Annotated in this window: 27 protein-coding genes and 1 tRNA gene; 16 read left to right on the top strand and 12 right to left on the bottom strand. The window is 67.8% G+C overall.

Annotation, left to right across the window (positions count from 1 at the left end; genetic code table 11):
• Positions 1-7 precede the first annotated feature (7 nt).
• The 3 genes from G3T36_RS11060 to G3T36_RS11070 all read right to left on the bottom strand — a co-directional run bounded on the left by G3T36_RS11060 (position 8) and on the right by G3T36_RS11070 (position 4,609).
• Positions 8-1,663 carry a stealth family protein gene (locus tag G3T36_RS11060; RefSeq protein ID WP_163289830.1) on the bottom strand — a complete coding sequence of 552 codons (1,656 nt, stop codon included), beginning with the start codon at positions 1,661-1,663 and terminating at the stop codon, positions 8-10.
• A 113-nt stretch (positions 1,664-1,776) separates the two neighbouring features.
• On the bottom strand, positions 1,777-3,507 hold the full coding sequence (locus G3T36_RS11065; protein WP_163289831.1) for an FAD-dependent oxidoreductase: 1,731 nt from the start codon (positions 3,505-3,507) through the stop codon (positions 1,777-1,779).
• Positions 3,508-3,592: 85 nt separating this feature from the next.
• Positions 3,593-4,609 (bottom strand): NAD-dependent epimerase/dehydratase family protein, encoded by a 1,017-nt coding sequence (locus G3T36_RS11070; RefSeq protein ID WP_163289832.1) that lies wholly within the window; start codon positions 4,607-4,609, stop codon positions 3,593-3,595.
• A 23-nt stretch (positions 4,610-4,632) separates the two neighbouring features.
• Between G3T36_RS11070 and G3T36_RS11075 the strand changes: the two genes are divergently transcribed.
• Complete coding sequence (locus G3T36_RS11075; protein ID WP_163289833.1) at positions 4,633-5,079, top strand: SRPBCC family protein; 447 nt, start codon at positions 4,633-4,635, stop codon at positions 5,077-5,079.
• Between the two features lie 30 nt (positions 5,080-5,109).
• On the opposite strand, the gene G3T36_RS11080 is transcribed toward G3T36_RS11075, so the two are convergent.
• The 3 genes from G3T36_RS11080 to G3T36_RS11090 all read right to left on the bottom strand — a co-directional run bounded on the left by G3T36_RS11080 (position 5,110) and on the right by G3T36_RS11090 (position 6,346).
• Positions 5,110-5,676, bottom strand: a complete 567-nt coding sequence (locus G3T36_RS11080; protein WP_163289834.1) for a GNAT family N-acetyltransferase — start codon at positions 5,674-5,676, stop codon at positions 5,110-5,112.
• A gap of 67 nt (positions 5,677-5,743) precedes the next feature.
• Positions 5,744-5,816, bottom strand: a tRNA-Val gene (locus tag G3T36_RS11085).
• Positions 5,817-5,872: 56 nt separating this feature from the next.
• On the bottom strand, positions 5,873-6,346 hold the full coding sequence (locus G3T36_RS11090) for a peroxiredoxin (RefSeq protein ID WP_163289835.1): 474 nt from the start codon (positions 6,344-6,346) through the stop codon (positions 5,873-5,875).
• A 215-nt stretch (positions 6,347-6,561) separates the two neighbouring features.
• On the opposite strand from G3T36_RS11090, the gene aceE reads away from it, so the two are divergent.
• The 7 genes from aceE to G3T36_RS11125 all read left to right on the top strand — a co-directional run bounded on the left by aceE (position 6,562) and on the right by G3T36_RS11125 (position 15,124).
• The gene (aceE, locus tag G3T36_RS11095; RefSeq protein ID WP_163289836.1) at positions 6,562-9,288 is read left to right on the top strand and encodes a pyruvate dehydrogenase (acetyl-transferring), homodimeric type; all 2,727 of its coding nucleotides are present in this window, start codon (positions 6,562-6,564) and stop codon (positions 9,286-9,288) included.
• A gap of 17 nt (positions 9,289-9,305) precedes the next feature.
• The gene (locus tag G3T36_RS11100) at positions 9,306-10,499 is read left to right on the top strand and encodes a helix-turn-helix domain-containing protein (RefSeq protein ID WP_163289837.1); all 1,194 of its coding nucleotides are present in this window, start codon (positions 9,306-9,308) and stop codon (positions 10,497-10,499) included.
• Positions 10,496-11,419, top strand: a complete 924-nt coding sequence (locus tag G3T36_RS11105; protein WP_205245051.1) for an alpha/beta hydrolase-fold protein — start codon at positions 10,496-10,498, stop codon at positions 11,417-11,419. Before G3T36_RS11100 ends, G3T36_RS11105 begins: the two co-directional genes overlap by 4 nt.
• Positions 11,420-11,545: 126 nt before the next feature.
• Positions 11,546-12,463 (top strand): acyltransferase domain-containing protein, encoded by a 918-nt coding sequence (locus G3T36_RS11110; RefSeq protein ID WP_163289838.1) that lies wholly within the window; start codon positions 11,546-11,548, stop codon positions 12,461-12,463.
• Positions 12,464-12,483: 20 nt separating this feature from the next.
• Entirely contained in the window at positions 12,484-13,488 is a 1,005-nt protein-coding gene (locus tag G3T36_RS11115) for a beta-ketoacyl-ACP synthase III (protein WP_163289839.1), read from the top strand.
• Positions 13,489-13,529: 41 nt separating this feature from the next.
• The gene (locus G3T36_RS11120) at positions 13,530-13,778 is read left to right on the top strand and encodes an acyl carrier protein (RefSeq protein ID WP_163289840.1); all 249 of its coding nucleotides are present in this window, start codon (positions 13,530-13,532) and stop codon (positions 13,776-13,778) included.
• 110 nt (positions 13,779-13,888) lie between these two features.
• Entirely contained in the window at positions 13,889-15,124 is a 1,236-nt protein-coding gene (locus tag G3T36_RS11125; protein ID WP_163289841.1) for a beta-ketoacyl-[acyl-carrier-protein] synthase family protein, read from the top strand.
• A 215-nt stretch (positions 15,125-15,339) separates the two neighbouring features.
• Here the strand turns inward: G3T36_RS11125 and G3T36_RS11130 are convergent, their stop codons facing one another.
• Positions 15,340-15,843: a DUF3145 domain-containing protein gene (locus tag G3T36_RS11130; protein ID WP_163289842.1), complete on the bottom strand. Its 504-nt coding sequence runs from the start codon at positions 15,841-15,843 to the stop codon at positions 15,340-15,342.
• Between the two features lie 197 nt (positions 15,844-16,040).
• Here G3T36_RS11130 and G3T36_RS11135 point away from each other — a divergent pair, with 197 nt between their 5' ends.
• On the top strand, positions 16,041-16,616 hold the full coding sequence (locus G3T36_RS11135; protein ID WP_163289843.1) for a PadR family transcriptional regulator: 576 nt from the start codon (positions 16,041-16,043) through the stop codon (positions 16,614-16,616).
• Positions 16,617-16,623: 7 nt separating this feature from the next.
• Here G3T36_RS11135 and G3T36_RS11140 read toward each other — a convergent pair whose 3' ends face one another.
• Both G3T36_RS11140 and G3T36_RS11145 read right to left on the bottom strand, forming a co-directional pair.
• Positions 16,624-17,472: a DUF1684 domain-containing protein gene (locus tag G3T36_RS11140; RefSeq protein WP_163289844.1), complete on the bottom strand. Its 849-nt coding sequence runs from the start codon at positions 17,470-17,472 to the stop codon at positions 16,624-16,626.
• A 56-nt stretch (positions 17,473-17,528) separates the two neighbouring features.
• Positions 17,529-19,238 carry a bifunctional 3'-5' exonuclease/DNA polymerase gene (locus G3T36_RS11145; protein ID WP_163289845.1) on the bottom strand — a complete coding sequence of 570 codons (1,710 nt, stop codon included), beginning with the start codon at positions 19,236-19,238 and terminating at the stop codon, positions 17,529-17,531.
• Positions 19,239-19,354: 116 nt separating this feature from the next.
• Here G3T36_RS11145 and G3T36_RS11150 point away from each other — a divergent pair, with 116 nt between their 5' ends.
• Positions 19,355-19,708: a hypothetical protein gene (locus G3T36_RS11150; RefSeq protein WP_163289846.1), complete on the top strand. Its 354-nt coding sequence runs from the start codon at positions 19,355-19,357 to the stop codon at positions 19,706-19,708.
• A gap of 110 nt (positions 19,709-19,818) precedes the next feature.
• Here the strand turns inward: G3T36_RS11150 and G3T36_RS11155 are convergent, their stop codons facing one another.
• Positions 19,819-20,277: an NUDIX domain-containing protein gene (locus G3T36_RS11155; RefSeq protein ID WP_163289847.1), complete on the bottom strand. Its 459-nt coding sequence runs from the start codon at positions 20,275-20,277 to the stop codon at positions 19,819-19,821.
• Between the two features lie 90 nt (positions 20,278-20,367).
• On the opposite strand from G3T36_RS11155, the gene G3T36_RS11160 reads away from it, so the two are divergent.
• Positions 20,368-20,844, top strand: a complete 477-nt coding sequence (locus tag G3T36_RS11160; protein WP_163289848.1) for an NUDIX hydrolase — start codon at positions 20,368-20,370, stop codon at positions 20,842-20,844.
• Between the two features lie 116 nt (positions 20,845-20,960).
• Positions 20,961-21,623, top strand: coding sequence for a DUF4232 domain-containing protein (locus G3T36_RS11165; protein ID WP_163289849.1), 663 nt, complete (start codon positions 20,961-20,963; stop codon positions 21,621-21,623).
• A gap of 19 nt (positions 21,624-21,642) precedes the next feature.
• Here G3T36_RS11165 and G3T36_RS19590 read toward each other — a convergent pair whose 3' ends face one another.
• Complete coding sequence (locus tag G3T36_RS19590) at positions 21,643-24,237, bottom strand: lysozyme (RefSeq protein WP_205245052.1); 2,595 nt, start codon at positions 24,235-24,237, stop codon at positions 21,643-21,645.
• 157 nt (positions 24,238-24,394) lie between these two features.
• On the opposite strand from G3T36_RS19590, the gene G3T36_RS11175 reads away from it, so the two are divergent.
• From G3T36_RS11175 to G3T36_RS11190, 4 genes are all read left to right on the top strand, one after another.
• Positions 24,395-24,646 (top strand): hypothetical protein, encoded by a 252-nt coding sequence (locus G3T36_RS11175; RefSeq protein WP_163289850.1) that lies wholly within the window; start codon positions 24,395-24,397, stop codon positions 24,644-24,646.
• A 144-nt stretch (positions 24,647-24,790) separates the two neighbouring features.
• The gene (locus G3T36_RS11180) at positions 24,791-25,207 is read left to right on the top strand and encodes a hypothetical protein (protein ID WP_163289851.1); all 417 of its coding nucleotides are present in this window, start codon (positions 24,791-24,793) and stop codon (positions 25,205-25,207) included.
• Positions 25,207-25,395, top strand: a complete 189-nt coding sequence (locus G3T36_RS11185; protein WP_163289852.1) for a helix-turn-helix transcriptional regulator — start codon at positions 25,207-25,209, stop codon at positions 25,393-25,395. The genes G3T36_RS11180 and G3T36_RS11185 overlap by 1 nt, the downstream gene beginning before the upstream one ends.
• 121 nt (positions 25,396-25,516) lie before the next feature.
• Positions 25,517-25,798 (top strand): hypothetical protein, encoded by a 282-nt coding sequence (locus G3T36_RS11190; protein ID WP_163289853.1) that lies wholly within the window; start codon positions 25,517-25,519, stop codon positions 25,796-25,798.
• Between the two features lie 24 nt (positions 25,799-25,822).
• On the opposite strand, the gene G3T36_RS11195 is transcribed toward G3T36_RS11190, so the two are convergent.
• Entirely contained in the window at positions 25,823-26,398 is a 576-nt protein-coding gene (locus G3T36_RS11195; RefSeq protein ID WP_163289854.1) for a septum formation family protein, read from the bottom strand.
• Positions 26,399-26,476 lie beyond the last annotated feature (78 nt).

Here is a 26,476-nt window from a genome sequence, read left to right on the forward strand (position 1 = left end):
CCTCGCCTCAGTCGCCTTCCTTCTCCCACGGGGCGCCTTCCTTCTCCCACGGGGCGCCTTCCTTCTCCCACGGGGCCGCGATCGGGAAGTACTTCTCGAGGAAGTCGAGCACGAGCGTCGCCCGTTCGGCGGCCGACACTTCCGGGAAGCTGCCGTCGTTGAGGCAGAAGAAGTCGTACGAGCGCTCTTTGAGCATCCCGGGCAGCGCGGCGAGTTGTGCGCGCGCCGTCGTGTCGACATAGCGCACGCGAGCCCTCTCCTGCTGGACGGCGCGGCCCGTGATGAGCGCGTAGTAGTGATACAGCGAGTTCGTCACGGAGATGTCGGTGGCTGCGCGGAACGCACTGTGCTGGGTGCGGGCGAAGTCGTCGGCGAACTCGCGCTCGAGTTCGAGCAGGATGCTCTTCCGCAGCGGAGTGGCCGCATGTTCGAGGTGCCGGGTGATGACCACGCCGAAGCGATCCCACAACAGCTGGCGGTTGACACGGGCGGCGTTCTCGAATCCGCTGCGCGCGGGGTCGCTTTCGCCCAGCCCGATGCGCGTCGTCGCCTCGATGAACTTCGTGACGCCACCGGGCGAGAAGAACATGCCCGGCTGCACGGGCCTTCCGAAGAACATGTCGTCGTTCGAGTACAGGAAATGCTCGCTCAGGCCCGGGATGTGCTGGAGCTGGCTTTCGACGGCCTGCGAATTGTGGGTGGGAAGGGCACCAGGGTCGCTGAAGAACTCCTCACTCGGCATGACCACGACCGACGGATGCTCCGCCAGCCACGACGGACGAGGCGAGTCCGTCACGATGAAGATGCGCCGCACCCACGGGGCGAACAGGTACACGGAGCGGAGGGCGTACTTCAGCTCGTCGATCTGGCGGTAGCGGGCCTCGGAGTCGTCGCCCTCCCCCACCACGTAGCTCTTCATCCTTTTCGCGCGCTGACGCTGGAATTCGACATCGGTGCCGTCGACCCACGAGAAGACGATGTCGATGTCGAACCGCACATCCGAGGCGTGCGGGTCGAACATCCCCCGGAACGTCTGCCAGGTGCGCCCGTAGAGCTCGACCGTTGTGCGAATCGCTTCGGAGCGGGGCAGCAAGCGCCTCGTCAGCGAATTCTCGACCGGACAGTCGATGACGTCCTCGCCGAACCGCCAGAGCTGCAGTTCGACTCCGGTCGATGCGCCGTAGCTGAGCCCTCCGACCGGGGCGATGCGCGGGCGGTACAGGCGGAAGATGCGAGCCTTGCGTTTCGGCGACAGCGCGCCGTCGGCGAGCAGTACGGGCCGGGCCTTCGCGTCGATCGTCTTCGAATAGAGCGGTTCGTCTGCGCAGGCCGAGGCAAGCGCCGATTCGACGCGGCCCTTCAGGGACTGGTCGATTGCGATGACAGGGCGCTCGTCGTTGCCACGAACCATCAGGAAGTCGATTCCCGCCTCGGTCAGGACATCACCGATGAACAGGAGGTCGGTGACGAGCGCCTGGCTCGGCGTGAGGTGGTCGTTGACGAGTCGCGCGACACCCTTCCGGACGACGACATCGGGCCGCTTGTGCGTGTTCGGCCAGGAGCGGGGCGTCGCACCGTCACCGCCGCTCGGACCGAATTCGCCATCCGGCTCGGTCGCCGGCTCCAGGGCCAGGTTGTGAGTCGCCGCGCTGCCAGTGGTCATGTTCCCCGATCGTCGTTCATCGCTGCAGCCGGCCGGAGTCGCCCGTGGATTCGCCGCGACATCCGCGACCGGACTTCGTGATCTTACACCGGCGGATCGAGAGGCCCGGCCGGTCAGACGGAGAGCGCGATCGCCCGGTGAACGGATGAGACGGCGCTTGCCCCTTCGCCCACCGCGGCCGCCACCCGTTTCATCGACCCGAGGCGCACGTCGCCTGCCGCGAAGATGCGGGGTGCGGACGTCTCGAACGGGAGCGGGCCGCGTCCCTGTGCGCCACGTCGTTCGGCGAAGGCGGCCGCGTCCAGGTTCGCATCGGTGAGGACGAAGCCATGATCGTCGAGATCGACGCCGTCCAGCCAGGACGTCGCCGGCGTCGCGCCGATGAAGCAGAAGATCGCACCGCACGCCTGACGTACGACCTCGCCCGACGAGCTGTTCGTGATCGTTACCGCCTCGACGTATGCGTCGCCGTGGATCTCGCTGACCTGCGTCGACGTGCGCACACGGATGAGCCTGCTTGCGTTCAGCCGGTCGGCCAGGTAACTGGACATGCCGGCTCCGAGGTCGCTCCCCCGGATCAGCAGGTCGACCTGGCAGCTGTTGCCCGCGAGGAACAGGGCTGCCTGCGCCGCCGAGTTGGCGCCCCCGACCACGGTCACGGGCATCCCGGCACACGCGGTCGCTTCGAGTTTCGTGGCCGCGTAGTAGATGCCGGCGCCCTCGAACTGCTTCCAGTTGGGCAGCGCCAGCCCGCGATAGCGTGCCCCGGTTGCGACGATGACGGCTCGCGCCTCGATGGTCGTGCCGTCTGCGACCTGGATGCTGACCGCATCCGCCGCCTGGTCGAGCCCGATGACTTCGCACGGCGCATACATGCTCGCGCCGAACTTGAGCGCCTGCACCGCGGCCAGACTCGTCAGCTCGCCCCCGCTGAGGCCGTTCGGAAAGCCGAGGTAGTTCTCGATCCGCGAGCTGGCGGCAGCCTGCCCGCCGGGACCGAGCGCGTCGACAAGCACGGTGTGAAGCCCCTCCGAGGCGCCGTAGACCGCAGCGGCGAGCCCCGCGGGACCGCCCCCGATGATCACGAGATCGGCCTGCTTGTCGCTCCTCCGATAGGCCAGCCCGAGCCGTTCGGCGAGCAGCGCCGGCGTCGCGTTCCTGACCTCGCCGCCCGGTACGAACACCACCGGGAGTTCTTCGCGCGTCACGTTCGTCGCCGTCATGAGGGCCACTCCCGCGACCGACTCGGCGTCGAACCAGAGATGCGGCACATCGAGCCGCTCCGCGTACGTCCGCAGGGCCATCGACGTCGCCGATGTCGGACTGCCCAGAATCTCCAGGTGGTGGGAGGCGATCGTCCGGATCAGCCCGCGCCGCGCCTGGAAGGCGGTGAGGATGATCGACGAGAGTTCGCTCTCCTCGGCCATCAGGCGCCGGAACCGGTCGGGCGGGATGCGATGGATCACGGCGTCCTCGGAAACCCGCGCGGTCAGGTAGGAGAACTGTCCGGTGAGCATATTGAGCTCGCCGAGGAACCGCCCCGCATGGTGACGCGTGATCAGGACCTCGGGAGACTCGGCCGTCGCTTCCGAGATGATGTCGATCGCTCCACTGTCGACGAGTACCAGGTCGGTGATCGGCTCGCCGACCTGGTACACCAGTTCGCCGGCCGAGACGCGGTGCACATCGCCGTATGAGCGGAGGGTGGCGAGCTGCTCCTCGGTGAGGATCGGATAGCTCGGCGAACCGTCGGCCACTGCTCCGTCCTGCGCGGCGGCGCCCGCCGTGTCGATGTTCGTGCGTCCGCCCTTGTCGGACGATTTCGCCTGCCTGCGGCGAGCCATCTCAGAGGTCGTTTCTCGGGTCGACATCCATGGCCGACACCATACGCTCCTGCGTGCGCCCGTGTCTCCTCTCCGCTTTCGCGGATCAGGTGGCCCGGGCGAGGTAGCGGTCCTCGGCCGCGTAGTCGGTCCACCGGGCGACGTGTGGGTCGGATGCGCCCGGCCGGTGCCGCTCCGAGGCGAGGAGCCACTCGAGCTCGGCGCCGATGGTCTCCGCGTAGGTCCCGACGGGACGGTAGCCGAGTTCGACGGACGCGCGCGTGTCGAGAACGATCGGCGGGACGAAATCCCACGGATGCGCGCCGAGCGCAGGGTCCGCGTCGTCAGGGAGAAGGATCTCCTCCCAGTCGTGACCGAGATGGCGGCCGACGGTGCGGGCGATGTCGAGGCCGGTCGGTGCATCCGGGTCGGCGCTGTTCAGGATCCGCGAACCCGGATGCGCCGCAACGGTCTCGACGAGTGCGGCCGTGTTCACCGCGGCCGTGGTGTGATCGCCTCCGCGGCCGCCATGCGCCAGCAGCACGGCGGGTCTGCCGTCGAGCACGCGTTTGACGAACATCCACTCGCGCGGGTTAGCGGCGCCGGCACCGTGGACTTTCGACGCGCGGATCACCGTCACCGGCCATCCGCTCTGCAGGAGCACCTGCTCGGCCGCGACCTTGTTCGCGCCATAGCCCTCGCGAGAGTCGTATTCACCGTTGCCCGGGGGCATGGTCGGGTTGTCCTCGCCGACCGGTCCGTCGAACTGCGCAGCGATATCCGAGTTCACGTGGTTGCCGTGCCTGTCGACGTACACCGCCTTGCTCGACAGCATCGCCGTCGAGCGGATGGCTCCCAGCTGCGGCAGCAGCATCCGCGCATCGGCCCCCGTGTAGCAGACCGCGTCGACGAGGAGGTCGGCGCCGCCTCCGATGACGCGGGCCAGGTCGTTCGCTTCGCGACGTTCCGAACGGTGAAAGCGCACGCCGGCCTGGGCGAGCTCGGCCGGGAAGTGCGACGGGTCCCGTCCTGTCACGTCGACGTTCCAGCCGGCGGCCGTGAGACGGAGGGCGATCGCTCGTCCCAGAACCCCGTTGCCGCCCAGGATGATCGCGCGATTCACCCGAGTAAGCCTAGGCTGCCCACATGAGCGACGCTGAAGTGTTCACGATCGATATCGCGAGAAGCCCCGCCGAGGTCTTCGCCTACGGCACCGACCCGACCACATTCCAGGAATGGCAGTCGGATGTGGTCGAGGCACGGATGATCAGCGGAACACCGCGCGAGGTGGGGTCGCGCTTCAGTACGACGCGCCGGGTCGGCCCAGCCGACCGCACGATGACGCAGGAGGTGGTGGAGGCCGACGTGCCGAACCGCTGGGTCGTGCGGGGCATCGACGGGCCTATCCGGCCCGGTATGACGGTCACCATCGACCCGATCGACGGTGGCGCCGGCTCCCGAGTGACGTTCGCGTTGTCGTTCGAGGGGCAGGGCATCGGCGTCGCCCTGCTGCCGATGGTCCGGTCGGCGGCCCGAAAGGGCGCGCCTGTCAGCTATCAGGCGCTCAAGGACGTGCTGGAGTCGGGCGGCTGACGCGCATCCGGTCGGCGCCCTCCCGCTCGGTCAGCCGAGTTCCCTGCGCATGATCCAGCGCACGCGACCGCCGCTGTGCGCTGTGGTCTCGGCGGCCCTCACGAAGCCCGCCCGCTCGAACAGCCTCGTCGTGCCGACGTAGCCGGAGATGAGGTCGACCCTGCCGGGGGTGTCCGACTCGACCGGATAGCCTTCGACGACCTCGGCACCGTGGGCGCGTGCGTGCTCGACCGCGCCGCCGAGCAGGGTGTTCATGAGCCCCTGGCCGCGGAACGGCGGGCGCACCACGAAACAGACGGCCGCCCAGGCATCACGCTCGTCGAGGAACGGGATGGTCCGCGAATGCATCAGGCGCCGGTAACTGGAGCGCGGGGCGATCGAACACCAGCCGGCGGGCTCGCCGTCGACGTAGGCGAGAACGCCTGGCCCCGGTTCGCGGGAGCACTCGTCCTGCATGTAGAGCGGACGCTCGAGATTGTTCAGCCGCGCATCCCGGTAGCTCATGCACCAGCATCCGCCACCGCCCGGCTTCTTGACGCCCACCACCGCGAAGAAGCCGTCGTAGTGCCCCACCGCACTCACGACCTCGACCGCCATGCTGAAACCCTACGCGCGCCCACCGACAGACGGCGGTCGAGCACAGGAGGGGAAACGGGGGAAAGAGTGGGCCCTACCGGGATCGAACCGATGACATCCACGGTGTAAACGTGGCGCTCTACCAGCTGAGCTAAAGGCCCCTCATCGCCGAAGCGACGTGTCAATAGTACCGGGCGGCGCGGCGGGCGGGTGCCCGTCAGGCGACGTGGGCCGGCAGTTCCTCGAGCGCGGCGCGGTACGCATCCAGCGACCGTGCCTCGCCCGGCGCCGTGATGAAGCTCGCACGGATGATGCCCGTCTCGTCGATCAGGAACGTCGCGCGGTTCGCGAACCCCTTCTCGGGCAGGAACACGCCGTATTCCTTGGCGACCTGGCCGTGCGGCCAGAAGTCGGCGAGGAGGGTGAAGTCGTAGTTCTCCTGTTCGGCCCAGACCCGCAGCGCGTACTTCGAGTCGACAGAGATGCCGACGAGCTCGACGTCGTGGCTCCTGAAGAGCGCCAGGTTGTCGCGCAGCTCGCAGAGCTCGCCCGTGCACGTACCGGAGAACGCGAGCGGGAAGAAGACGAGCGCGACCGCCCGCTTGCCCCGGAAGTCACTCAGCCGGAATGTCTCGCCGAACTGGTTGACCAGCTCGAAATCGGGTGCCTGGGTGTCGTTCTCCAGTGCCATTGCGCTCTCCTGTCGGTACCTCTCGCCGTGCATCCGGACGGCAGCCCGCCGACGCACGATCACACAGCTTAGACCCCTCCGCTCACACTTCGCAGCGAGCGGTCCGCAGGAGGTTCCGAGAGTGGCTAGGCTTGCAGATGGTGCCTCATTCCTGTCGCAATCCGACAGAGATGAGCCCCACACGCGATCTATCCGACACAAGAAAGAGGTCGAGGGTGACTGTAAACGACCAGGACCCGTACTCGGTGAATCACATCGATTCGGACCCGGAGGAGACCGCCGAATGGCAGGAATCCCTCGACGCACTGGTTGCAGCCCAGGGACACCAGCGGGCACGCGACGTGATCCTGAGCCTGCTGAAGCGCTCCAAAGAACTGCACCTGGGTGTGCCGATGGTCCCCACCACCGACTACATCAACACGATCTCCCCCGAGAACGAGCCCGAGTTCCCCGGCGATGAGGAGATCGAGCGCCGCTACCGCGCCTGGATCCGCTGGAACGCCGCCATCCTCGTCCACCGCGCGCAGCGCCCCGGCATCGCCGTCGGCGGCCACATCTCGACGTACGCGTCGAGCGCAGCGCTCTACGAGGTCGGCTTCAACCACTTCTTCCGCGGCCAGGACCACCCCGGCGGCGGCGACCAGATCTTCATCCAGGGCCACGCCTCCCCCGGCACCTACGCCCGCGCCTTCCTCGAAGGCCGGCTCAGCGCAGACCAGCTCGACGGCTTCCGCCAGGAGAAGTCGCACGCGCCCAACGGCCTCTCGTCGTACCCGCACCCGCGCCTCATGCCCGAGTTCTGGCAGTTCCCGACCGTCTCGATGGGCCTCGGCCCGATCAACGCGATCTACCAGGCGCAGCTGAACCGATACCTGACCAACCGCGGCATCAAGGACGCGAGCGACCAGCATGTCTGGGCGTTCCTCGGCGACGGCGAAATGGATGAGGTCGAGAGCCGCGGACAGCTCCAGGTCGCCGCGAACGAAGGTCTCGACAACCTGACCTTCGTCATCAACGCGAACCTGCAGCGCCTCGACGGCCCGGTGCGCGGCAACGGGAAGATCATCCAGGAGCTCGAGAGCTTCTTCCGCGGCGCAGGCTGGAACGTCATCAAGGTCGTCTGGGGTCGCGAATGGGATGAGCTGCTCGCCCGCGACACGGACGGCGCGCTGCTGAACCTGATGAACGTCACGCCCGACGGTGACTACCAGACGTACAAGGCGGAGAACGGCGCATACGTGCGCGAGAACTTCTTCGGTCGCGACGAGCGCACGCTCAAGCTCGTCGAGGGCTACACGGACGACCAGCTCTGGAACCTGAAGCGCGGCGGCCACGACTACCGCAAGGTCTACGCGGCGTTCAAGGCGGCAAGCGAGCACAAGGGCCAGCCGACGGTCATCATCGCCAAGACGGTCAAGGGCTACGGTCTCGGCCCGAGCTTCGAGGGCCGCAACGCGACCCACCAGATGAAGAAGATGACGCTGGACAATCTGAAGACGTTCCGCGACAGCATGCGCATCCCGATCTCCGACGCGCAGCTCGAAGAGAACCCGTACCTGCCGCCCTATTACAACCCGGGCGAGCAGGATGAGGCCATCCAGTACCTCCACGAGCGCCGTCGCGCGCTCGGCGGCTACGTTCCCGAGCGCCGCACGAAGTACACCCAGGTCTCGCTGCCCGACGACTCCGCCTACGCGATCGCCCGGAAGGGCTCCGGCACCCAGGAGATCGCCACCACCATGGCGTTCGTCCGGCTGCTGAAAGACCTGCTACGCGCCAAGGACTTCGGTCACCGCATCGTCCCGATCATCCCCGACGAGGCACGCACGTTCGGTATGGACGCGTTCTTCCCGAATGCGAAGATCTACAACCCGAACGGCCAGCACTACACCTCGGTCGACCGCGAACTGCTCCTCGCCTACAAGGAGAGCCCGCAGGGCCAGATCATCCACGTCGGCATCAACGAAGCGGGCGCGCTCGCCGCCTTCACCGCTGTGGGAACCTCGTACTCGACGCAGGGCGAGCCGCTCATCCCGGTCTACGTCTTCTACTCGATGTTCGGCTTCCAGCGCACCGGCGACGCCATGTGGGCAGCCGGCGACCAGATGGCGCGCGGCTTCATGGTCGGCGCGACAGCCGGCCGCACCACGCTGACCGGCGAAGGCCTGCAGCACGCCGACGGTCACTCGCTGCTGCTCGCCTCCACCAACCCGGCCGTCGTCGCCTACGACCCGGCCTACGGCTACGAGATCGGGCACATCGTGCGCAGCGGTCTTGACCGGATGTACGGCGGAGCGCACCCGAACCCGAACGTGATGTACTACCTCACGGTCTACAACGAGCCGATCGTCCAGCCGGCCGAGCCGGACGGCCTCGACGTCGACGGCGTCGTGCGCGGAATCTACCGGCTCCGCGAAGGCGAAGTGGCGGGGCCGAAGGCGCAGCTGCTCGCATCCGGCGTCTCCGTTCCGTGGGCACTCGAAGCCCAGCACCTGCTCGCGCAGGACTGGGGCGTCTCCGCCGATGTCTGGTCGGTGACGTCGTGGTCGGAGCTGCGCCGCGACGGCCTGGCCGCCGAGGAGCACAACTTCCTCCACCCGGACCAGGAGCGTCACGTGCCCTACCTGACGAGCAAGCTGTCGGGCGCGCACGGGCCGTTCGTCGCCGTCTCCGACTTCATGCACTCGGTCCCCGACCAGATCCGTCCGTTCGTGCCCGGCGAGTTCGCCACGCTCGGCGCCGACGACTTCGGCTTCTCCGACACCCGGGCGGCAGCGCGGCGGTTCTTCAAGATCGACGGACCCTCGCTCGTCGTGCGCACGCTCGAACTGCTCGCCGCACGCGGACAGGTCGACCCGAGCGCGCCCATCCGTGCGATCGAGAAGTACCGCTTGCACGACGTGAACGCCGGCACCACCGGAACCGCCGGCGGCGAGAGCTGACACCGGGCCGGGCACCAGTGCCTAAGACGAAAGAAGAGACGCTCACCTGGCTTCGCAAGATCTCCGGTGAGCTCGCGACGGCGACGCTGAAGCGCCTCGAGGACACCCTGCCGTGGTACCGCGACATGCCCCCGGGGCGGCGGTCCGCGGTGGGGCTGGTCGCCCAGGCCGGTATTTCGTCATTCATCTCGTGGTTCGACGACCCCCGGTCGACGCCGTGGATCGCCGCCGACGTGTTCGGTGCGGCGCCGCGGGAGCTGCTCCGCTCGGTCAGCCTGCAGCAGACGCTCCAGCTGATCAAGGTCACGGTCGAGGTCGTCGAAGATCGGGTCAAGAACGGCGGGGAGGCCCTGCGCGAGGCGATCCTCCTCTACTCGCGCGAGATCGCCTTCGGAGCCGCGGATGTCTATGCGCGCGCCGCGGAGGCGCGTGGGCTGTGGGATGCCCGCCTCGAGGCACTCGTCGTCGATTCGATCCTCACCGGCGAGTACGACGATGAGCTGCCCAGCCGCATCGCGGCGTTGGGCTGGCACGGGCACGGCGAGGTGAGCGTGTTGGTCGGCACGGCGCCCAAGATGCTCGATGTCGACCAGCTGCGCCGCACGGCGCGGCACATGTCGGCGGATGTCCTGATCGGAGTGCAGGGAAGTCGCCTCGTGCTCGTCATCGGTCGCGCCTGGCCCAGCAACTCCGCCCCCGACGACGCCATCGGCGCCACGCCGCTGGTCAGCTTCATGGAGATCGCGACCCAGCTGGAGCCCGGCTTCGGCGCCGGACACCTGGTGCTGGGGCACGAAGTCCCGACACTCGTCGATGCGTCGAAGAGCGCCAAAGCGGCACTGGCCGGGTTCGCCGTCGCCAAGGCGTGGCGCAACTGCCCGCGCCCGGTCCACGCCGACGACCTCCTGCCTGAGCGGGCACTCGCCGGCGACGGGCTCGCGCGCGCCACCCTGATCAACCGCATCTACCGGCCGCTCCAGTCGCACTCGACCGAGCTGCTCACGACGCTCTGGTGCTACCTCGACAACGGGCGCTCTCTGGAGGCCACGGCGCGCGAACTCTTCGTGCACCCCAATACGGTGCGCTACCGGCTGAAACGCGTCTCCGAGGTGATCGGTTGGGACGCGACGGGCGCGCGCGAAGCCCTCATCCTGCAGGCTGCGCTCATCGTCGGCTCGATCGCCGAGCCCGACGCACCTCGGCGCCCGTGACGGGCACGGATCCGCAGCGCGGCGCGGTGTCGCGTCGCACCCTCATCAGCGTGGGGGCCGGCGTGGTCGGGCTGGCGGCGCTGACCGGAGCAGCGGGGCTGGCCGTCGAGAACAGGGTGCTCCCCGGGCGCGTCCTCATGCACCAGCTTCTCGGGCTGAACGGCCCGGCGGGCACCGTCCCCGATATCGCCGCCGGCACGATGATCAGCGGCTCCTTCACCTCACAGGCACGCCTCGGAGCGAACACGGGCTGGGCGGTCAGCTATCCTCCGGGATCCGAGCCCGGTGCGAAGCTGCCCGTCCTCGTCGCGCTCCACGGCTATTCGGACAACCACACCAACGCGTTCGGGGCCGGTCATCTCGGTCTCGACCGATTTCTCGCCCAGGCGGTGAAGGACGGCTCGCGCCCGTTCGCCATCGCCTCCGTCGACGGCGGCAACACGTACTGGCACAAGCGCGCATCCGGTGAGGATGCCGGAGCGATGGTGATCGACGAATTCGTGCCGCTGCTGACCGACCGCGGCCTGGACACGTGGCGCATCGCGCTTTACGGCTGGTCGATGGGCGGATACGGCGCGCTGCATCTGGCCGGCACGCTCGGACCGGACCGCGTGTCGTCGGTCGTCGCCGTGAGTCCGGCGCTGTGGCATACGTCCGCCGAGGCGGCGCACATCGCGTTCGACGGCGCATCCGATTTCGACGCCAACACGCCGTTCGGCCACGAGGCGGCGCTCGCGGGCATCCCACTGCGAATCGACTGCGGTACCGGCGACGGCTTCTACCCCGCGGTGCGCGACTACGTGTCAGGGTTGAAGCCACGGCCGTCCGGCGGCTTCACCCCCGGAGGCCATGACGCCGACTACTGGCGCCGCTTCGCCCCCGCCGAGCTCGCGTTCGCTGCCGCTCACTTCGCCTCCTGAGCACTGTGCTCGGCGGAGGGTGCGTAGGATGAACGAAGCCTCTTTGTCGACATCGGCACAGGATTCGGCAGATACTTCGTAGGCGTTCGACACAGCCGCACGGCGGCGGATTGGCAGACTAGTACGGTGATTGTGATCGTGTGCCCGGGCCAGGGCTCCCAGACCCCCGGTTTCCTGACCCCGTGGATCGCAGAATCCACCTTCCGCGACCAGCTCACCGGCATCTCGGATGCTGTCGGCATCGACCTCGTCGCCCACGGCACGGTCAGCGACGCCGACACGATCCGCGACACCGCAGTCGCCCAGCCCCTCATTGTGGCCGCCGGACTTCTCACGCTGTCCGCGCTCTTCGCCGATGGGCGTCGCGAGCGCGTCGGCGGTATCGCGGGACACTCGGTCGGTGAGCTGACGGCGGCGGCCGGCGCGGGCATCCTGAGCGAGACGGATGCGGTCGCGTTCGTTCGCGAGCGCGGCGCGGCGATGGCTCGCGCAGCAGCCGAGACCCCGACAGGTATGAGCGCCGTGATCGGTGCGGACGAGACCGAGCTGCTCGCACAGCTCGATGCGCTCGGGCTGTACCCGGCGAACTTCAACGGCGGCGGTCAGATCGTCGTCGCCGGCGCCCTCGACGCGCTCGCCCAGCTCGCCGAGAACCCGCCCGCGCGCGCCCGCGTCATTCCGCTTCAGGTCGCCGGAGCCTTCCACACGCGTTACATGCAGCCCGCCGTCGACCATCTGACCGCCTTCGCTGCGACACTCACCGCGTCCGACCCGACATTGCCGATCTGGACGAACCGCGACGGTTCGCGGGTCGAATCCGGCCAAGCCTTCGTCGACCTGCTCGTCGGGCAGGTCTCCTCGCCCGTGCGCTGGGACCTCTGCATGGACGCCTTCGCCGCCGGGGTCACCGGCATCAACGAGGTCGCCCCGGCCGGCGCCCTCGTCGGTCTCGCCAAGCGCGGCCTCAAAGGCGTCCCGGCCGTCGCGATCAAGACACCCGACGACCTCCCCGCAGCTTTCGAGCTGATCGACCAGCAGGCCTGAGCAGGACGGAAAACACACCGATGACCCACCCGACTCTCCAGCAGTCCCACGGCCCGCAGTACACACGCATCCTCAGCATCGGTGCAGCGCGCGGCGACCTCGTCGTGCCCAACGACGACCTCGTCGGGCCGATCAACTCGTCCGACGAGTGGATCCGCCAGCGCACGGGCATCATCACGCGCACCCGGGCCAGCCACGATGTTCTGGCCGTCGACCTCGCAACCGACGCTGCGAAGGAGGCGATCGCGAAGTCGGGTGTCGACCCCCAGCTCATCGACGCCGTGATCATCGCCACCATCAGCAACGGCCAGCAGACCCCGTCGATGGCTGCGGTGGTCGCCGATCGCGTCGGCGCCAACCCTGCTGCCGCCTACGACATGAATGCCGCCTGCGCCGGCTACGCCTACGCGATCGCACAAGCCGACGCCCTCATCCGCGCCGGTGTCGCCCACTATGCTCTCGTCATCGGAGCCGAGAAGCTCTCCGACGTCGTCGACCCCGCCGACCGCTCCATCTCGTTCCTGCTGGGCGACGGCGCGGGTGCTGTCGTCATCGGTCCGAGTGAATTCCCCGGGATCTCGAAGACCATCTGGGGCTCCGACGGCTCGAAAGCCGGCGCTGTCGGCATGGACGGCACGCTCACCCAGTTCCGCGACGGCGAAAAGCCCTGGCCGACCCTCCGCCAGGAAGGCCAGACCGTGTTCCGCTGGGCCGTCTGGGACATGGCCAAGGTCGCCAAGCAGGCGCTCGACGCGGCCGGGGTCACACCCGACCAGCTGGCCGCGTTCATCCCCCACCAGGCGAACATGCGGATCGTCGACGAGTTCGCGAAGCAGCTCAAGCTTCCCGAGACCGTCGCCATCGCCCGCGACATCGAGACGACCGGGAACACCTCGGCAGCATCGATTCCGCTCGCCACCCACCGACTGCTCGAAGAGCACCCCGAGCTCAGCGGCGGACTCGCCCTGCAGATCGGTTTCGGGGCCGGACTCGTGTTCGGCGCGCAAGTCGTTGTGCTGCCCTAAACTTGTCAACGGTCAAACGACACCCCTCAAGGAGAAAAACAATGGCATTGTCCACCGAAGAAGTTCTTGCCGGCCTGGCCGAACTCATCAACGACGAGACCGGCATTGCAACCGACACGGTTGAGCTGGACAAGTCGTTCACCGACGACCTCGACATCGACTCGATCTCGATGATGACCATCGTCGTCAACGCCGAGGACAAGTTCGATGTGAAGATCCCCGACGAAGAGGTCAAGAACCTCAAGACCGTCGGCGACGCCGTCGAGTTCATCGTCAAGGCACAGGACTAGAACCACACGTACGGGCGGCCGACCCGAATCGAATCCGGGTCGGCCCTCGTCCGTTGCCGCCTGCGAGCCTGTCGCGCGCGGTCAGTAGCAAATTACGGAGAGTTGCCGTTATGACCAAGAAGATCGTCGTCACCGGTGTGGGCGCTGCGTCGCCGCTCGGTGGCACCGCCGCCGAATCGTGGAGCGCACTGCTCGCCGGTGCATCCGGGGCTTCGACCCTCGACCACGAATGGGTGGAGCGCACCCAGCTGCCCGTCACGTTCGCCGCACAGGCGAAGGTCGCGGCCGCCGACGTGCTCGAGCGCCACGAGGTCAAGCGGCTCGACCCGTCCAGCCAGTTCGCGCTCATCGCGGGTCGCGAAGCGTGGGCGGATGCCGGGGCACCCGAAGTGGAGCCCGAGCGTCTCGCCATCGACTGGGCGACCGGCATCGGCGGGGTGTGGACCCTCCTCGACGCGTGGGACACCCTGCGCGAGCGCGGGCCGCGTCGCGTACTTCCGATGACGGTACCCATGCTGATGCCGAACGGCCCGGGAGCTGCGATCGGGATGGACCTGCACGCGCGTGCCGGCATCCGCACCGTCGTCTCCGCGTGCGCCTCGAGCACCGAATCCATCGCCAACGCCTACGACCACCTGCAGCAGGGTCTCGCCGACGTCGTCATCGCCGGCGGCTCCGAGGCCGCGATCCACCCACTGCCGATCGCGTCGTTCGCGGCGATGCAGGCGCTCTCGAAGCGCAACGACTCCCCCGAGACCGCGTCGCGTCCGTACGACGTGTCGCGCGACGGCTTCGTGCTCGGCGAGGGCGCTGCCGCCCTCGTACTCGAGACGGAAGAGCACGCGAAAGCCCGTGGGGCGAAGATCTACGCCGAACTCGTCGGCGGTGCTGTCACCAGTGATGCGTACCACATCACGGCGCCCGACCCCGAGGGTTCGGCCGCGGCACGGGCCATGATCGCCGCGATCAAGAACTCGGGCGCGACGCTCTCCGATGTGAGCCACATCAACGCGCACGCGACGAGCACGCCGGTCGGCGACATCGCCGAGTACAACGCGCTGCTCCGAGTGTTCGGCGAATCGCTGCACGGTATCCCCGTGTCGGCAACGAAGGCATCCACCGGCCACCTCCTCGGTGGCGCCGGTGCGATCGAGGCGTTCTTCACGGTGATGGCCCTGCACGAGCGTATGGCCCCGCCCACGATCAACCTCGTCGAACAGGACCCCGACATCCCGCTCGACGTCGTCACGTCCCCGCGCCCGCTCGGCGACGGCGACCTGCTCGCCATCAGCAACTCGTTCGGCTTCGGCGGTCACAACGCCGTCGTCGCCTTCCGTTCCGTCTGAGCTGCTTCTTCTGGCTGCGCCGCCGCTCCTGGGGCGCAGCGTAGCTTCGCTTCGGCCGCGCGAGCGCCCTCCGCTTCGCGTTACCGAGTGTTCTTCGCACCACATGAACGAATCCCCGGCTGGATGTCTCCAGCCGGGGATTCGTTCGTCACCACCCCCGGGCGGCAGCGCGTGTGCCTGGGCCGGCCCGCCGGGTGGGAGTTTCGGTGCGGGTGTCAGCCCACCTTGTGGAGCCAGACCACGGGTGTCACATCGCTGGCGTGACGGAACGGCTCGAGTTCGTCATCCCAGGCCTGCCCGAGCGCGAGCCGGAGCTCGCGGTGCAGTTCCAGCGCATCGCCGGCCGCGACCTCCATCGCGTAGCGCACGCGGTCTTCGGGGATGACGGTGTTTCCGGCACTGTCGGTCTGCGAGAAGAAGATGCCGAGGTCGGGGGTGTGCATCCAGCGCGCCCCGTCGGAGCCCGGTCCCGGGTCTTCGGTCACCTCGTAGCGCAGGTGCTCCCACCCGCGCAGTGCCGACGCGATGGCAGCGCCGGTGCCTTGCGGCCCTTCCCAGTAATACTCCGTACGGTGTGCACCCCGAAGGACGGGCTGCGTCTCCCACGTGAAGTTGACGGCACGCCCGAGTGCGCGCCCAGCAGCCCATTCGATGTGGGGGCAGAGCGCGCCAGGTGAGGAGTGCACGAAAAGCACTCCCCGAGCTGTTGGTGCTGCCATGGTGTCCTCCGTTCGGTTTGGTACGTCTTCCCCAACGACCAGTGGAACGGATGCCTGCAGCACGTGTATGAAGTTGTGCGGCCGGAGCCGCTGGTTGAATTATGCCGTACAACGGCGCGGAGTTACAAGATTGTGATTCGGCGGTTCGGGCAGGCGCAGGTAATAGCATGCTCGGTAGAGATACAGGAGGCCGCTCGATGTCTGTGCAGAACGCTTTTCTCGCCCTGCTGTCGCTCGGGCCCGCATACGGCTCGCAATTGCAGGCCGAATTCCTCGCACGTGCCGCCCATCGTCGCCAGCTCAACGCCGGCCAGGTGTATTCGACGCTGGACCGGCTGACCGACCAGGGGCTCGTCGAGTCTGCAGGCACGACCGACGACGGGCTCCCGCTCTACGCTCTGACCGACTCCGGCAGAGACCAGGCGATCGCGTGGCTCAGCCGCGGACCGGCGGATTCCCGCCCGGACTGGGACGAGATGCAGGACCAGGTGCTGGTCGCCGCGTCGGTCGAGTCGGCGGATGCACTCCAGATCATCGACGACTACCGGCTGTCGTTCACCGAGAAGATCCGCGAGCTCGAACACGATGCAGACACGCGCGCCTGCCTGGCCGCGAACCGGGCCGCCGATCTCGGCGCCCGTGCGGCCATCACCTGGCTGGACGAGGTGGCGGCAGCCCTGAAGGACGACCCGAAGATCCTGCTCCAGGAACGCAGCACTGAACGCCCGCGGCGGGGGCGACCGCCTGTCAACGACGCCGTCGTGGAGAACTGACCCGCGCTCAGTGCAGCAGTTCGCCCGCCTTGTCGAGCACGTTCTTCTCGCCGGCTTCGATCTTCACGGCGAAACGGTTCTGCTTCGGCGGAAGCGGGCAGTTGAAGTTGTAGCTGAACGCGCACGGCGGCAGGACCGCGAGGTTGAAGTCGAGCGTGACGGTGCCGTCGGGGTGCGGGGCGACGAACAGGAAACGACCGACCGAGTAGGTCGTATCGCCGTTGGTGGCGTCGGAAAAGACCAGCTGGAGCGCGCGGCCGGCCTTGAAGGCGGCCAGGTTGTACTCGACCCCGTCCTTCTCGAAGCGGATCTCACCCGGGATGACCATGTCGCGCGTCTTGCCGTCGTCCTTGAGGTGCTCGAAGCCGACGGTCAGTCCACCCTCGATGGGCGTGAAGCTCGCCTGGATGACCCATTCCGGGTTGTAGTCGAAGGCGTCGATGGAGCCGAACTCCTGAATGGCCTCGGAGTTCGCATCCCACACCCGCAGCGCGTACTCGCCCTCCTCGCTCGCGATCACGAATCCGCTGACCGTGTCGCTGAAGACGATGTCGCTCGGGCTCGCGTCGTCCTTGCCGCGCACGATCACGTCGCCGTCGACGAGTTCGCCGTCGACGGTGATGCCATCGGCTGCGGTCGCCGTGAGTTTCAGCCCGGACTGCCCCTTCGGAAGCGGCGCCCATAGGCCGGGCACGCCCCAGACGCTCTGTGCGGGCGCCTCAGGGTCTCCTGTGATCCACTGCGTGTTCACGAGTGCAAGGTTGCCTTTGGGCGCGGTGACGGCCTGCTCGCGACGCCGGTGGTAGGTCGCGAGTGCGTCGCGCGGGTCGGCGGGTGCGGTTGCGGTCTCAGTCATGGTGTCCATCCTCTTTCACGTCTCAGTTCCCAACCACCTTCGACACAGGTTTATTGCTACTTCGCTTCAGCGTAGGTGTCCACCACGGCAGTGGTGACGGGGAAGTCGACAGGAAAGGCTCCGAAGAGCAGTCGCCCGGCCTCGCGCGCGGACGCCGCCACGGTGTCCGCGACGTCGTCGGCCACGTCCTCCGGAGCGTGGACGATCACCTCGTCATGGAGGAAGTACACGAGGTGTGGCCCGTGCTCGATCCGGCTTCCCGGTGGGGTCAGCGAGTCGAGTCTCTTGCGCAATTCGGCCATCCAGCACAGCGCCCACTCGGCCGCGCTCGCCTGGACGACGAAGTTGCGCGTGAACCGCCCCCAGTCCCGCGCCTGGCTTCGGGCTCGCCGCTCGTCCGCTTCCGTCGAGTCGGGGGCGGATGCGCTCCCCTGGGTCTGCAGCCAGGCCGCGCCCGGGCGCGGTGAGCTACGCCCCAGCCTGGAGGTGACCACGTCGCCCCGCTCACCGGCTCGCGCAGCCTCCTCGACCATCCGGATCGCTTTCGGGAACGCCCTCGCGAGCCGCGGCATGAGTCGCCCGCTCTCGCCGGTGGTCGCACCGTACATCGCTCCGAGCATCGCCACTTTGGCGTGTGCCCGTTCGTCGACCGCTCCCGATGCGACGATGCCCTCGTACAAGTCCTTCCCGCGCCCGGCGGCCGCCATCGCCGTGTCGGCGGACAACCCCGTCAGGATGCGCGGCTCGAGCTGCGCGGCGTCGGCGACGACCAGCTTCCACCCGGGGTCCGCGACCACGGCCCCTCGCACCTGGCGCGGGAGCTGGAGCGCTCCCCCGCCCTTTGTCGCCCACCGGCCGGTGACGACACCGCCGGGGATGTAATCGGGGTGGAACCGTCCATCGCGGATCCAGCTGTCCATCCAGGCCCACCCGTTCGCACTCGCCAGGCGCGACAGCTTCTTGTATTCGAGGAGGGGAGCGATGACCGGGTGCTCGACCTTCTTCAACTCCCATGACCGGGTCGACGTGACCACGAGGCCTGCGCGTCGGAGAGCCCGCAACAGGTCGGCCTGGCTGTCCGGGTTCAGCGAAGGCGCGCCGAGTGCGGAGCGCACCTCGCCGGCGAGAGCTTCGAGTTTGGCGGGGCGTGCTCCTGTCATCGGGCGGGGTCCGAGCAGCTCGGACAGCAACGCATCGTGCAGATCACTCCGCCAGGGAAGTCCTGCGTACTGCATCTCGGCGGCGATCAAGGCTCCGGCGGACTCGGCAGCCAGCAGGAGACGGAGCCGCCCGGGCTCTTGGCTGCCCGCGACCGCGGCCTGCTGGAGGCGGAATTCTGCAAGGACCGAGGTCGGACCGGCAGCCGAGCCGGCATCCGGGGCGGCCTCCGCGGCGTCGCCGTCGGGGTGGAGGTCGAAGAGGGCGGCAGCCTCGCCGGGCTGCTCGTCGAGTGTTGCGGCGGCATCCCATCCGCTCGGCGGCGCGAGGGCGAGCTCGGAGCGCGCGCTCAGGGTCGAGAGACGCAGGATGCGATGGCTGAGCGACAGGTCGACGCACCGGTCGACGCGCACCCCTTCCGCGAGAAGGGACGGGTACCACGCCCGGGTGTCGTTCCACACCCATCGCGGACGCCGCTTTTCGGCCTCGGCGACGAAATGCGCAAGCTCACCCTTGGCGATCTCGTGCTCCGCGAACTCGTTCGCGTCATCGTCCAGTTCGATGGCTACCGTGCGCTCGACTGTGGGGCGGGCGAGGACGATGTGCACTGATCCATTGTCAGGCCTGCCACGACCGAACCTGCCACGAATGGGCCCGTTGCATCCAACCCCAAAAGTGAGGATAATTCATTTCAAGGAGGACTCCCTCGCGGGAGGCGAAGACGATGACAGTGTATCTCTACGACAGCAAAGGAGCTTTCGTAGCTTTTCGCATCGAATACGACGGCCGGTACCTGTTCGATCCAGACGGCGAATGGATCGGATGGTTCCCCTGGTCGAACGACGATGTCGCCACCCGCGACGGGGCCTACCTGGGCACCGTGGTCGAAGACAGGCTGCTCTGGCGGATCGAGCAGCGACACCATGTCGACCCCGGGTATCCTGGCGCTCCGCGGTTCCCCGGGCGCGCGAGCTACCCGGGCAATGCAGGCTACTTCGGCTGTGTCGAAGGATTCATCGACGTGCCCCACCACCTCCTGATGCCGCGCCACGCCTACGGGACGCCGCTCGCCTCCTGAGGTGCCACCCACCTAGCCTGCTGTGCCCGCCCGTTCGGGACGATCCCGCCCGCTCGACGTGGCGGGCACGTACCGAGCCGCCGGGCGCGCACCCTCGCCGGGCCCGGCGATCAGTCGGACAGGCTCGCGATCCGTGCCCTGAGCTCAGGCCACGCTGCGCCGAACCCTGGGTGGAGGGGCAGTGAAGTCACCTCGCCGACGGGCACCCAGCGCAGCTCGATGCTCTCCACATCCACGATGTGCGGCTCGAACGGCGCTGTCGCCGCGACGACGACCGTCGTATACGACCAGAATCCGAGGTCGAGCACGCTCGTGAAAAGCAGCTGCAGGGCGCCGGGAGGAACATCCGCCTCCTCCGCCGCCTCGCGCAACGCGCCGTCCACCGCGGACTCCCCCTCGTGACGTGCCCCGCCCGGAAGGCCCCACGTTCCACCGTGGTGGCTCCACTCAGCCCGATGCTGCAGGAGGACGCCGCGGTAGCGGTCGAGCACCAGCAGGCCGGCCGCGCCGAACCGCCCCCAGTACCGTTCGCCGCTCGGGCCTTCCACCCACGCATCGCCCGAATTCACCCTTCCTACGTTAGTCGCCCGCCAGCGGCTCGAACCCTTGCTCGTCGCGCTGCGTAACGCTCCGGCGAACACATGATCTAGAGTTCCGCCATGAACCGAAGCGCCGGGATCCTGCTTTATCGCCGCACGGCCGACGACGGCCTCCAGGTGTGGATTGCACACATGGGCGGCCCGTTCTGGGCGGGGAAGGACGACCGCGCGTGGTCGATTCCGAAGGGCCTGGTCGACGAGACCGACGACGGGGACGAGCTCCGCACGGCCCGGCGCGAGTTCCTCGAGGAGATCGGAACGCCGGCACCCGACGCCGAGTACGAGAAGCTGGGCGAGTTCCGCCAGTCGTCGGGCAAGACCGTCATCGCGTTCGCGGCCGAAGCGGAGTTCTCCCCCGCCGCGATCGTCAGCAACACCTTCTCGCTGGAGTGGCCCCCACGGTCGGGCCGGCTGCAGGAGTTCCCCGAGATCGACGACGCGCGCTGGTTCCCAGCCGACGTCGCCCGCGCGAAGGTGGTTGCCGGGCAGGTCGCGGTCCTGGATGCGCTGGTCGCGCACCTCGCTCGCCGAAACTGAGAACCCGAGAGACCTGCGACATCTCGGCCCGCTTCTGGTGGACCGCTGGGACTCGGCACCATACTGGCTGAAGGCGGGATGGGTGCATCCCGTGCCTGGACAGAACGTGGGGGATCATGGCTCAGAGCAATTCATCGGGGCAAGCGGGCGGGCAGACTCCCGGTACACGTGGGCGCACGCTCGCGATCATCATCCTCAGCGTGTTCGCCGCGCTCCTCGTCGGGATCATCATCTGGCTGGTCGCCACATCGAACGCGACACCGGCGCCGACCCCGACCCCGTCGCCGACGACCACACCGAGCCCGACCGTCACACCGACGCCCACGCCGACACCGACTCCCACCGCGACCGCTGGGACGGGCACCTGCGGGGTCTCCACGCTGACGATCACCCTCGGCGAGACGGAGGGCGCCGCGGGCAGCCGCTACGTTCCGATCATCTTCACGAACAAAGGCAGCGTGGGCTGCACCCTCACCGGCTATCCCGCCGTGTCGTTCGTCGGCAACGGAAACGGCACCCCGATCGGGCCACCGGCCGACAACGACCCGACGACACCGCCCGCCCAACAGCTCGTGTCTCCCGGATCATCCGTGACGGCCCAGCTGCGTGTCGCAGTCGCACAGAACTTCTCGGGATGCACCGTGGTGACACCCGACGGCTTCCGTATCGCTCCCCCGGGATCGAGTGCCTCGGCGTTCGTGGCATTCACCGCGCTGCAGGCGTGCGACAACCCGAGCATCCACCTGCTCACCGTGCAGTCGGTGGCGCCCAAGCACTGACCGGGAGCGCGTGGGCCGGCTAGGCCCTCGCGCCCGTCGGGATGAGGTTCGCGAGCTTCTGGGCGACGTTCAGATAGCCCTTCCCGCCCGACAGCTGCTGGTAGCGGGCGAAGCTCGTGATGGGCTGTTTCTTGCCGGCGTTGAGATAGTAGATCGAGCCGTCAGGCGTCCGGATGAATGCTGTCGCGGCCGTCCCCTTGTGCAGCAACGCGCAGGTGAACGTGTCGAGCGGCACGAAGGTGATCGGATAGTCGGGCAGCAAGGATGCACCGATCGGGTGGACGGATCCGCCCGCACTCACGTACCGCTGGGACCCGCAGGTGATACCGAACACGAGCCTCGTGGGCGCTGTCGGGTAGGCGTTCAGCCTCGCCTGCGTCGTGTAGGTCACTTTGGTGATGCCGGCCTGGTACGCGAAGAGCATGTCACTGAAGGCGACCTTGTTCGTCACGCCGTTGACGAGGTACACGGTCGCGTTCTGCGGTGTGCGGACCAAGGTGCCCGCGGTCAGAGCCACCGGCCCGAAGCGAAGCGAAGCGATCAGTCTCTGCGGCACCGTCACGATCGTCGGCGCCTTTCCGCCCGACAGTGCGATCAACGAATCCCACGCTCCGACCGGCAGTACCTCAGTCGGCATCGTCAGGTAGACGGTGGCGCCGGATGCCGACATGATGGCCGTTCCGGGCTGGACCGCGCCCATCGCCGTGTACGAGCCCACAAACGCCTGCGAGACCGTCACCGGGTCGAGGGATGCGCCCCCGACGCCCTGCGCCCACGTGTACAGGCCGCCCGTGCCGAGGACGGAGATGGCCGGGTTCCCGGACACCTGCATCACGCCGATGAACGGCGCGGTGGAGGACGGGATCTTCGCGAGACTTCCGGCCTGCAGCGACCCCACTCTGCGCGTCGAGCTACCGGCCAGCGCCACAACGCTCGGGTCGACGGCATGCTTGAGCCCGCCCGCCAGAAGGTAGTACGACGACGTATCGGTCTGGGCGACGTAGACGCTGTCGCGCACAATCGGCGTGCCGAACGGCAGGTAGGAGACGACTTCGTCGGACAGCCAGTTGGCGGGACCCGTCGGTGCGCCGGACGCGGTCAGCGACGCCGTGTCGAGGATCTGGTGACGCAGGCCTCCGCTGATGTAGTACCGGGCGCCCGAGAGCGTATTCATGATCGGACCGACCGCCGGACCGGTCACATAGGCGGCGATCTGGCCATCCGAGACCTGAACGTAACCGCTGGGATCGCAGCGTCCGCCGTAGTCGGCGACCAGAGTGCACGAGTTGAACGGCAGCTTGATCCCGGAGTCGACGAAATACATGGCGCCGGCCGGGGAACGCAGGATGCGGCCGGCGGGCTGCTGTGTCGCCATCGTGTCGAGGAACGCCTGGGACACGTACGTGACTTTTCCGAACGGAGCGAACACGCTCAGCATCGTCGCGTTCGGGATCGGGTACTTGTTCGCCCCAGAGATCAGGTAGACGGTGGGGTTCGCGACCGTCCTGGCGATGCTGGAGCCGAGGCTGTACGCGGTCAGGGCGGCGGAGCTGCCGTTGAAGACGTCCTGGTCCCCAGGGAAGACGCCCGAGTCGGCGTACTGCCAGAGCGTGTAGTTCGACCAGCTGGCGGGAAGCGTTCCAGCACCCTCAGAGATGCTGTTCGGGTAGCGCGCGATGAAAAGCGGGCTGGCTGCGAACTGGTTGCTGTTGCCCGTACAGCTCGTCCACCAGTTCGTCGTCGAATAGATCGCCGCCCACCGGCCGATCCGCGCGTGGATCGTATTGACGAAGTCATGGATCCAGGACACCATCGCCGCCTGGCTCAGGCCGTAGCAGGTGGCCCCGTACGGGTTGTACTCGATGTCGAGCAGCGGAGGCATGGTGCGGCCATCGTTGGTCCCCGCGCCGCCGTGGGCCATGAACCAGTTGGCCTGGGTAGCACCGGACGAGGTGTTCGGCGTCGCGAAATGGTACGCGCCGTGGGCGAGCCCGGCGGCATACGAGTCGTTGTACTGCTCAGAGAACTGACTGCTGGTGTAATCGGTCGCCTCGGTCGCCTTCGCGTAGACGAAACGGGCGCCGTTGGCCCGGATGGTCGCCCAGTTCGATGCGTTGAGGACCTGCCAGCCGCTGACGTCGAGCCCGGGGACGCCTGGCGGCCCTGCTGCGGTCGCCGCAGCCATCGGGGCTGCGGCCATCGGGGCGGCCATGGGTGCAGCCATTCGCGTCGACGCCTTCGGCGCGGGAACACCCTCGAACTGGCGGACGGTCGAGCCCATGCTGTGGTTGCCGGTGGCATTCATGGTCGCGAGCGACGGGTCGGGTGTGAGCGGATCGGGCTGCGGGGCGGCCTGCCCGGCGCCCGGCGCGGTGGACGGTGACTGTGACGGAGCTGGGGGCTCGGCCGGGGCTGGCGCGGGCGCCTGTTTCGGCGACGCCGACGGACTCGGCGTGGATATCGGGGTCGGCTTCGGCGCCGACGGCGTCGGAGTTGCGGAAGTCCCTGCGGGAGACGCGGATGCACTGAGGGGTGGGGCGGTGCCTGTCGCGACACCCGCGATGAGTGCGAGCGCGGCCATCCCGGTCACAGCGGAACGCAGAAATGGACGCATCGGAAAGCCCTTCAAACCAGTGTTGTCGGCGACCTCAGCGGGTCATCTTGTCAATGCTGGTGAGCCTTCGGGCGACTCGTCGCACTACCCACGCTAATACCGCTTGCCGGAAGCGGCCACCTTTCGCCGGTTGCGGAGTGTCGAATATGGTTGGCCCGTGAGCAACGAAGAGCAGTGGACGACGACCTATGACGGCCAGGACTACTTCTGCGAGGTGAGCGAGGCGGACACCTGGTCGATCGTGCGCAACACGCCATACGGCACCGAGAGCGTCGGGCAGATCCTGATGGAGGACGGCGGCTACGTCGCCTACCCGCAAGACCTTCCGACCGATGGCGGCCCCGTCGGATTCGGGCCGTTCGCCACGTTCGACGCCGCCGCCACGGAGCTGGTCAGCGGCACGCCCTAAGTCCTGCCCGCTGAGCCCTGCCCGCCACTTCGCGGCATTCCCGCCAGCTCGACGTGGCGGGGACGTCCCAAACGGGCGGGCGCACCCATATGCACGGTGTCAAGGACCCTTGACTAGGCTCTGCGCTCCACCTACGATCGACGTATGACAAGCGACCTTGACACCGGAGGAGAATCACCGCTCGAACTGCGCCGACGGCGCGCCTTCCGCGTACGGATGTGGGTGGGAGCGGGATCGTTCCTGCTCGCGAATTTCGCACTCTACGCGTTAGGCCACGGTGCGGGTCCCTGGCGTCTCGTGTGGGCACTACTGCCGTTGATTCCCATCGTGTGGATCGTGGTCGCCATCGTGCTTCGTGTGCGACAGATGGACGAATACCAGGCCAAGTTGTTCTTCCCCGGGCTGGCGGTCGGCTTCACTGTGGCGATCGTCACGGCCATCACGCTCGGCACGCTCAACTCTGCCGGGCTCGAGGTGCCCGACAACGGGTGGATCGTGGCCATCGCCGGGATCGTCTCGTGGGAGGTCACCAACCTCGTCACCGGAGCCCCAAGCGCCTGATGGACAACCTGATTCGTTCCGAGCGGGAAGCACGCGGATGGACGCAGGCTATGCTCGCGGAGCGACTGGAGGTGTCGCGTCAGACCGTCGTCGCCCTCGAGACGGGAAGGTACGATCCCTCGCTTCCGCTGGCATTCCGTATCGCTCAGGTCTTCGAAAAGCCGATCGAAGTGCTCTTCACGCCCTGAACCTATCGCTCTCAGCCGCTTGGACACGCCGGTTGAGGATTCACGTCCCGTTCGCCCAACTAGTGTCCGGGTTTGTCCGCGTCTTGCGCCGCGAGGCCCACTCCCCGGTGCATTCGCACCCATGTCGACCGTCGCCCACACCTACGTCGAGGCTGCGAAGCATCAGGACTGCGGGACGACCCGCGCGCTCACAACCACCAACACCTGGGCATGGTGCGACGACCCACGACTGATCTCATACAAGACCGTTGGCCGGACGGGCGCCGACGGCGAATGCATCGACTACCAGATCACGATCACGGCAAGCAGCGACGGATCTATGGATGCGGGCACCGAGCCGTGGTCGTTGTGCTTCCGGCAGACGAAGGCAGGATGGCGGTTGTGGGACCAAGGTCAGGGCTAGAGAGCCGGAATCGACGAAAGGTGCTCAATGGACCGCGACCGCGCTGCCGGTGAGCTCATGGCGTGAGAACGTGTAGACGAAGCAGTAGTACGAACGCGCGCCCGATGCCCATTGTGCGGCAGTGTTCGGGTAGCGGATGTCGACCTGGACGTCTTCGTTCCACACCGCAACCCAATCCCAGTTCAAGAGGCCCAGAGCGGTGCAGAGATCGGAGACCCGGGCATCCAGCGCGTTCGTCCCCGGGAAGGGTGCGCCGGCAGGCTCGGGCAGATCGCCCCTGGAGAGCACCTGCGCGATGTGCTGCGCGGCGCAGTTGACCACTGGATAACCGTCGGCCCACCGCGAGGGAAAGGTCTGAAGACAGTCGCCTGTCTTGAGCGAGTCCACGGGCTGCACGGGAACGGTGGCGACCTCTGTCGGGGTCGGACGTGGAGGCAGACCCAGCGGGGTCGGCGCCAGGTCCGGATTCGGGGTCGGCAACCACTCCACCTGGGGCGCCGACGAAGCGTGCCCCTGAGCGTGCCCGGCCGGAATTCCTGTCAGGAAGGCTGCGGTGGCCACGAGCACGACCGCGACAGCGACGGTGGAACCGACCAACACGATCCAACCTCGCCGTGAGAGCCCATCGGGCGGCAGCCCGGCGCGCGTTCGCGATCGGCTGTCCTTCACTCGCTCATC

This window comes from Leifsonia tongyongensis, from assembly GCF_010686705.1.
GTDB lineage: Bacteria > Actinomycetota > Actinomycetes > Actinomycetales > Microbacteriaceae > Diaminobutyricibacter > Diaminobutyricibacter tongyongensis.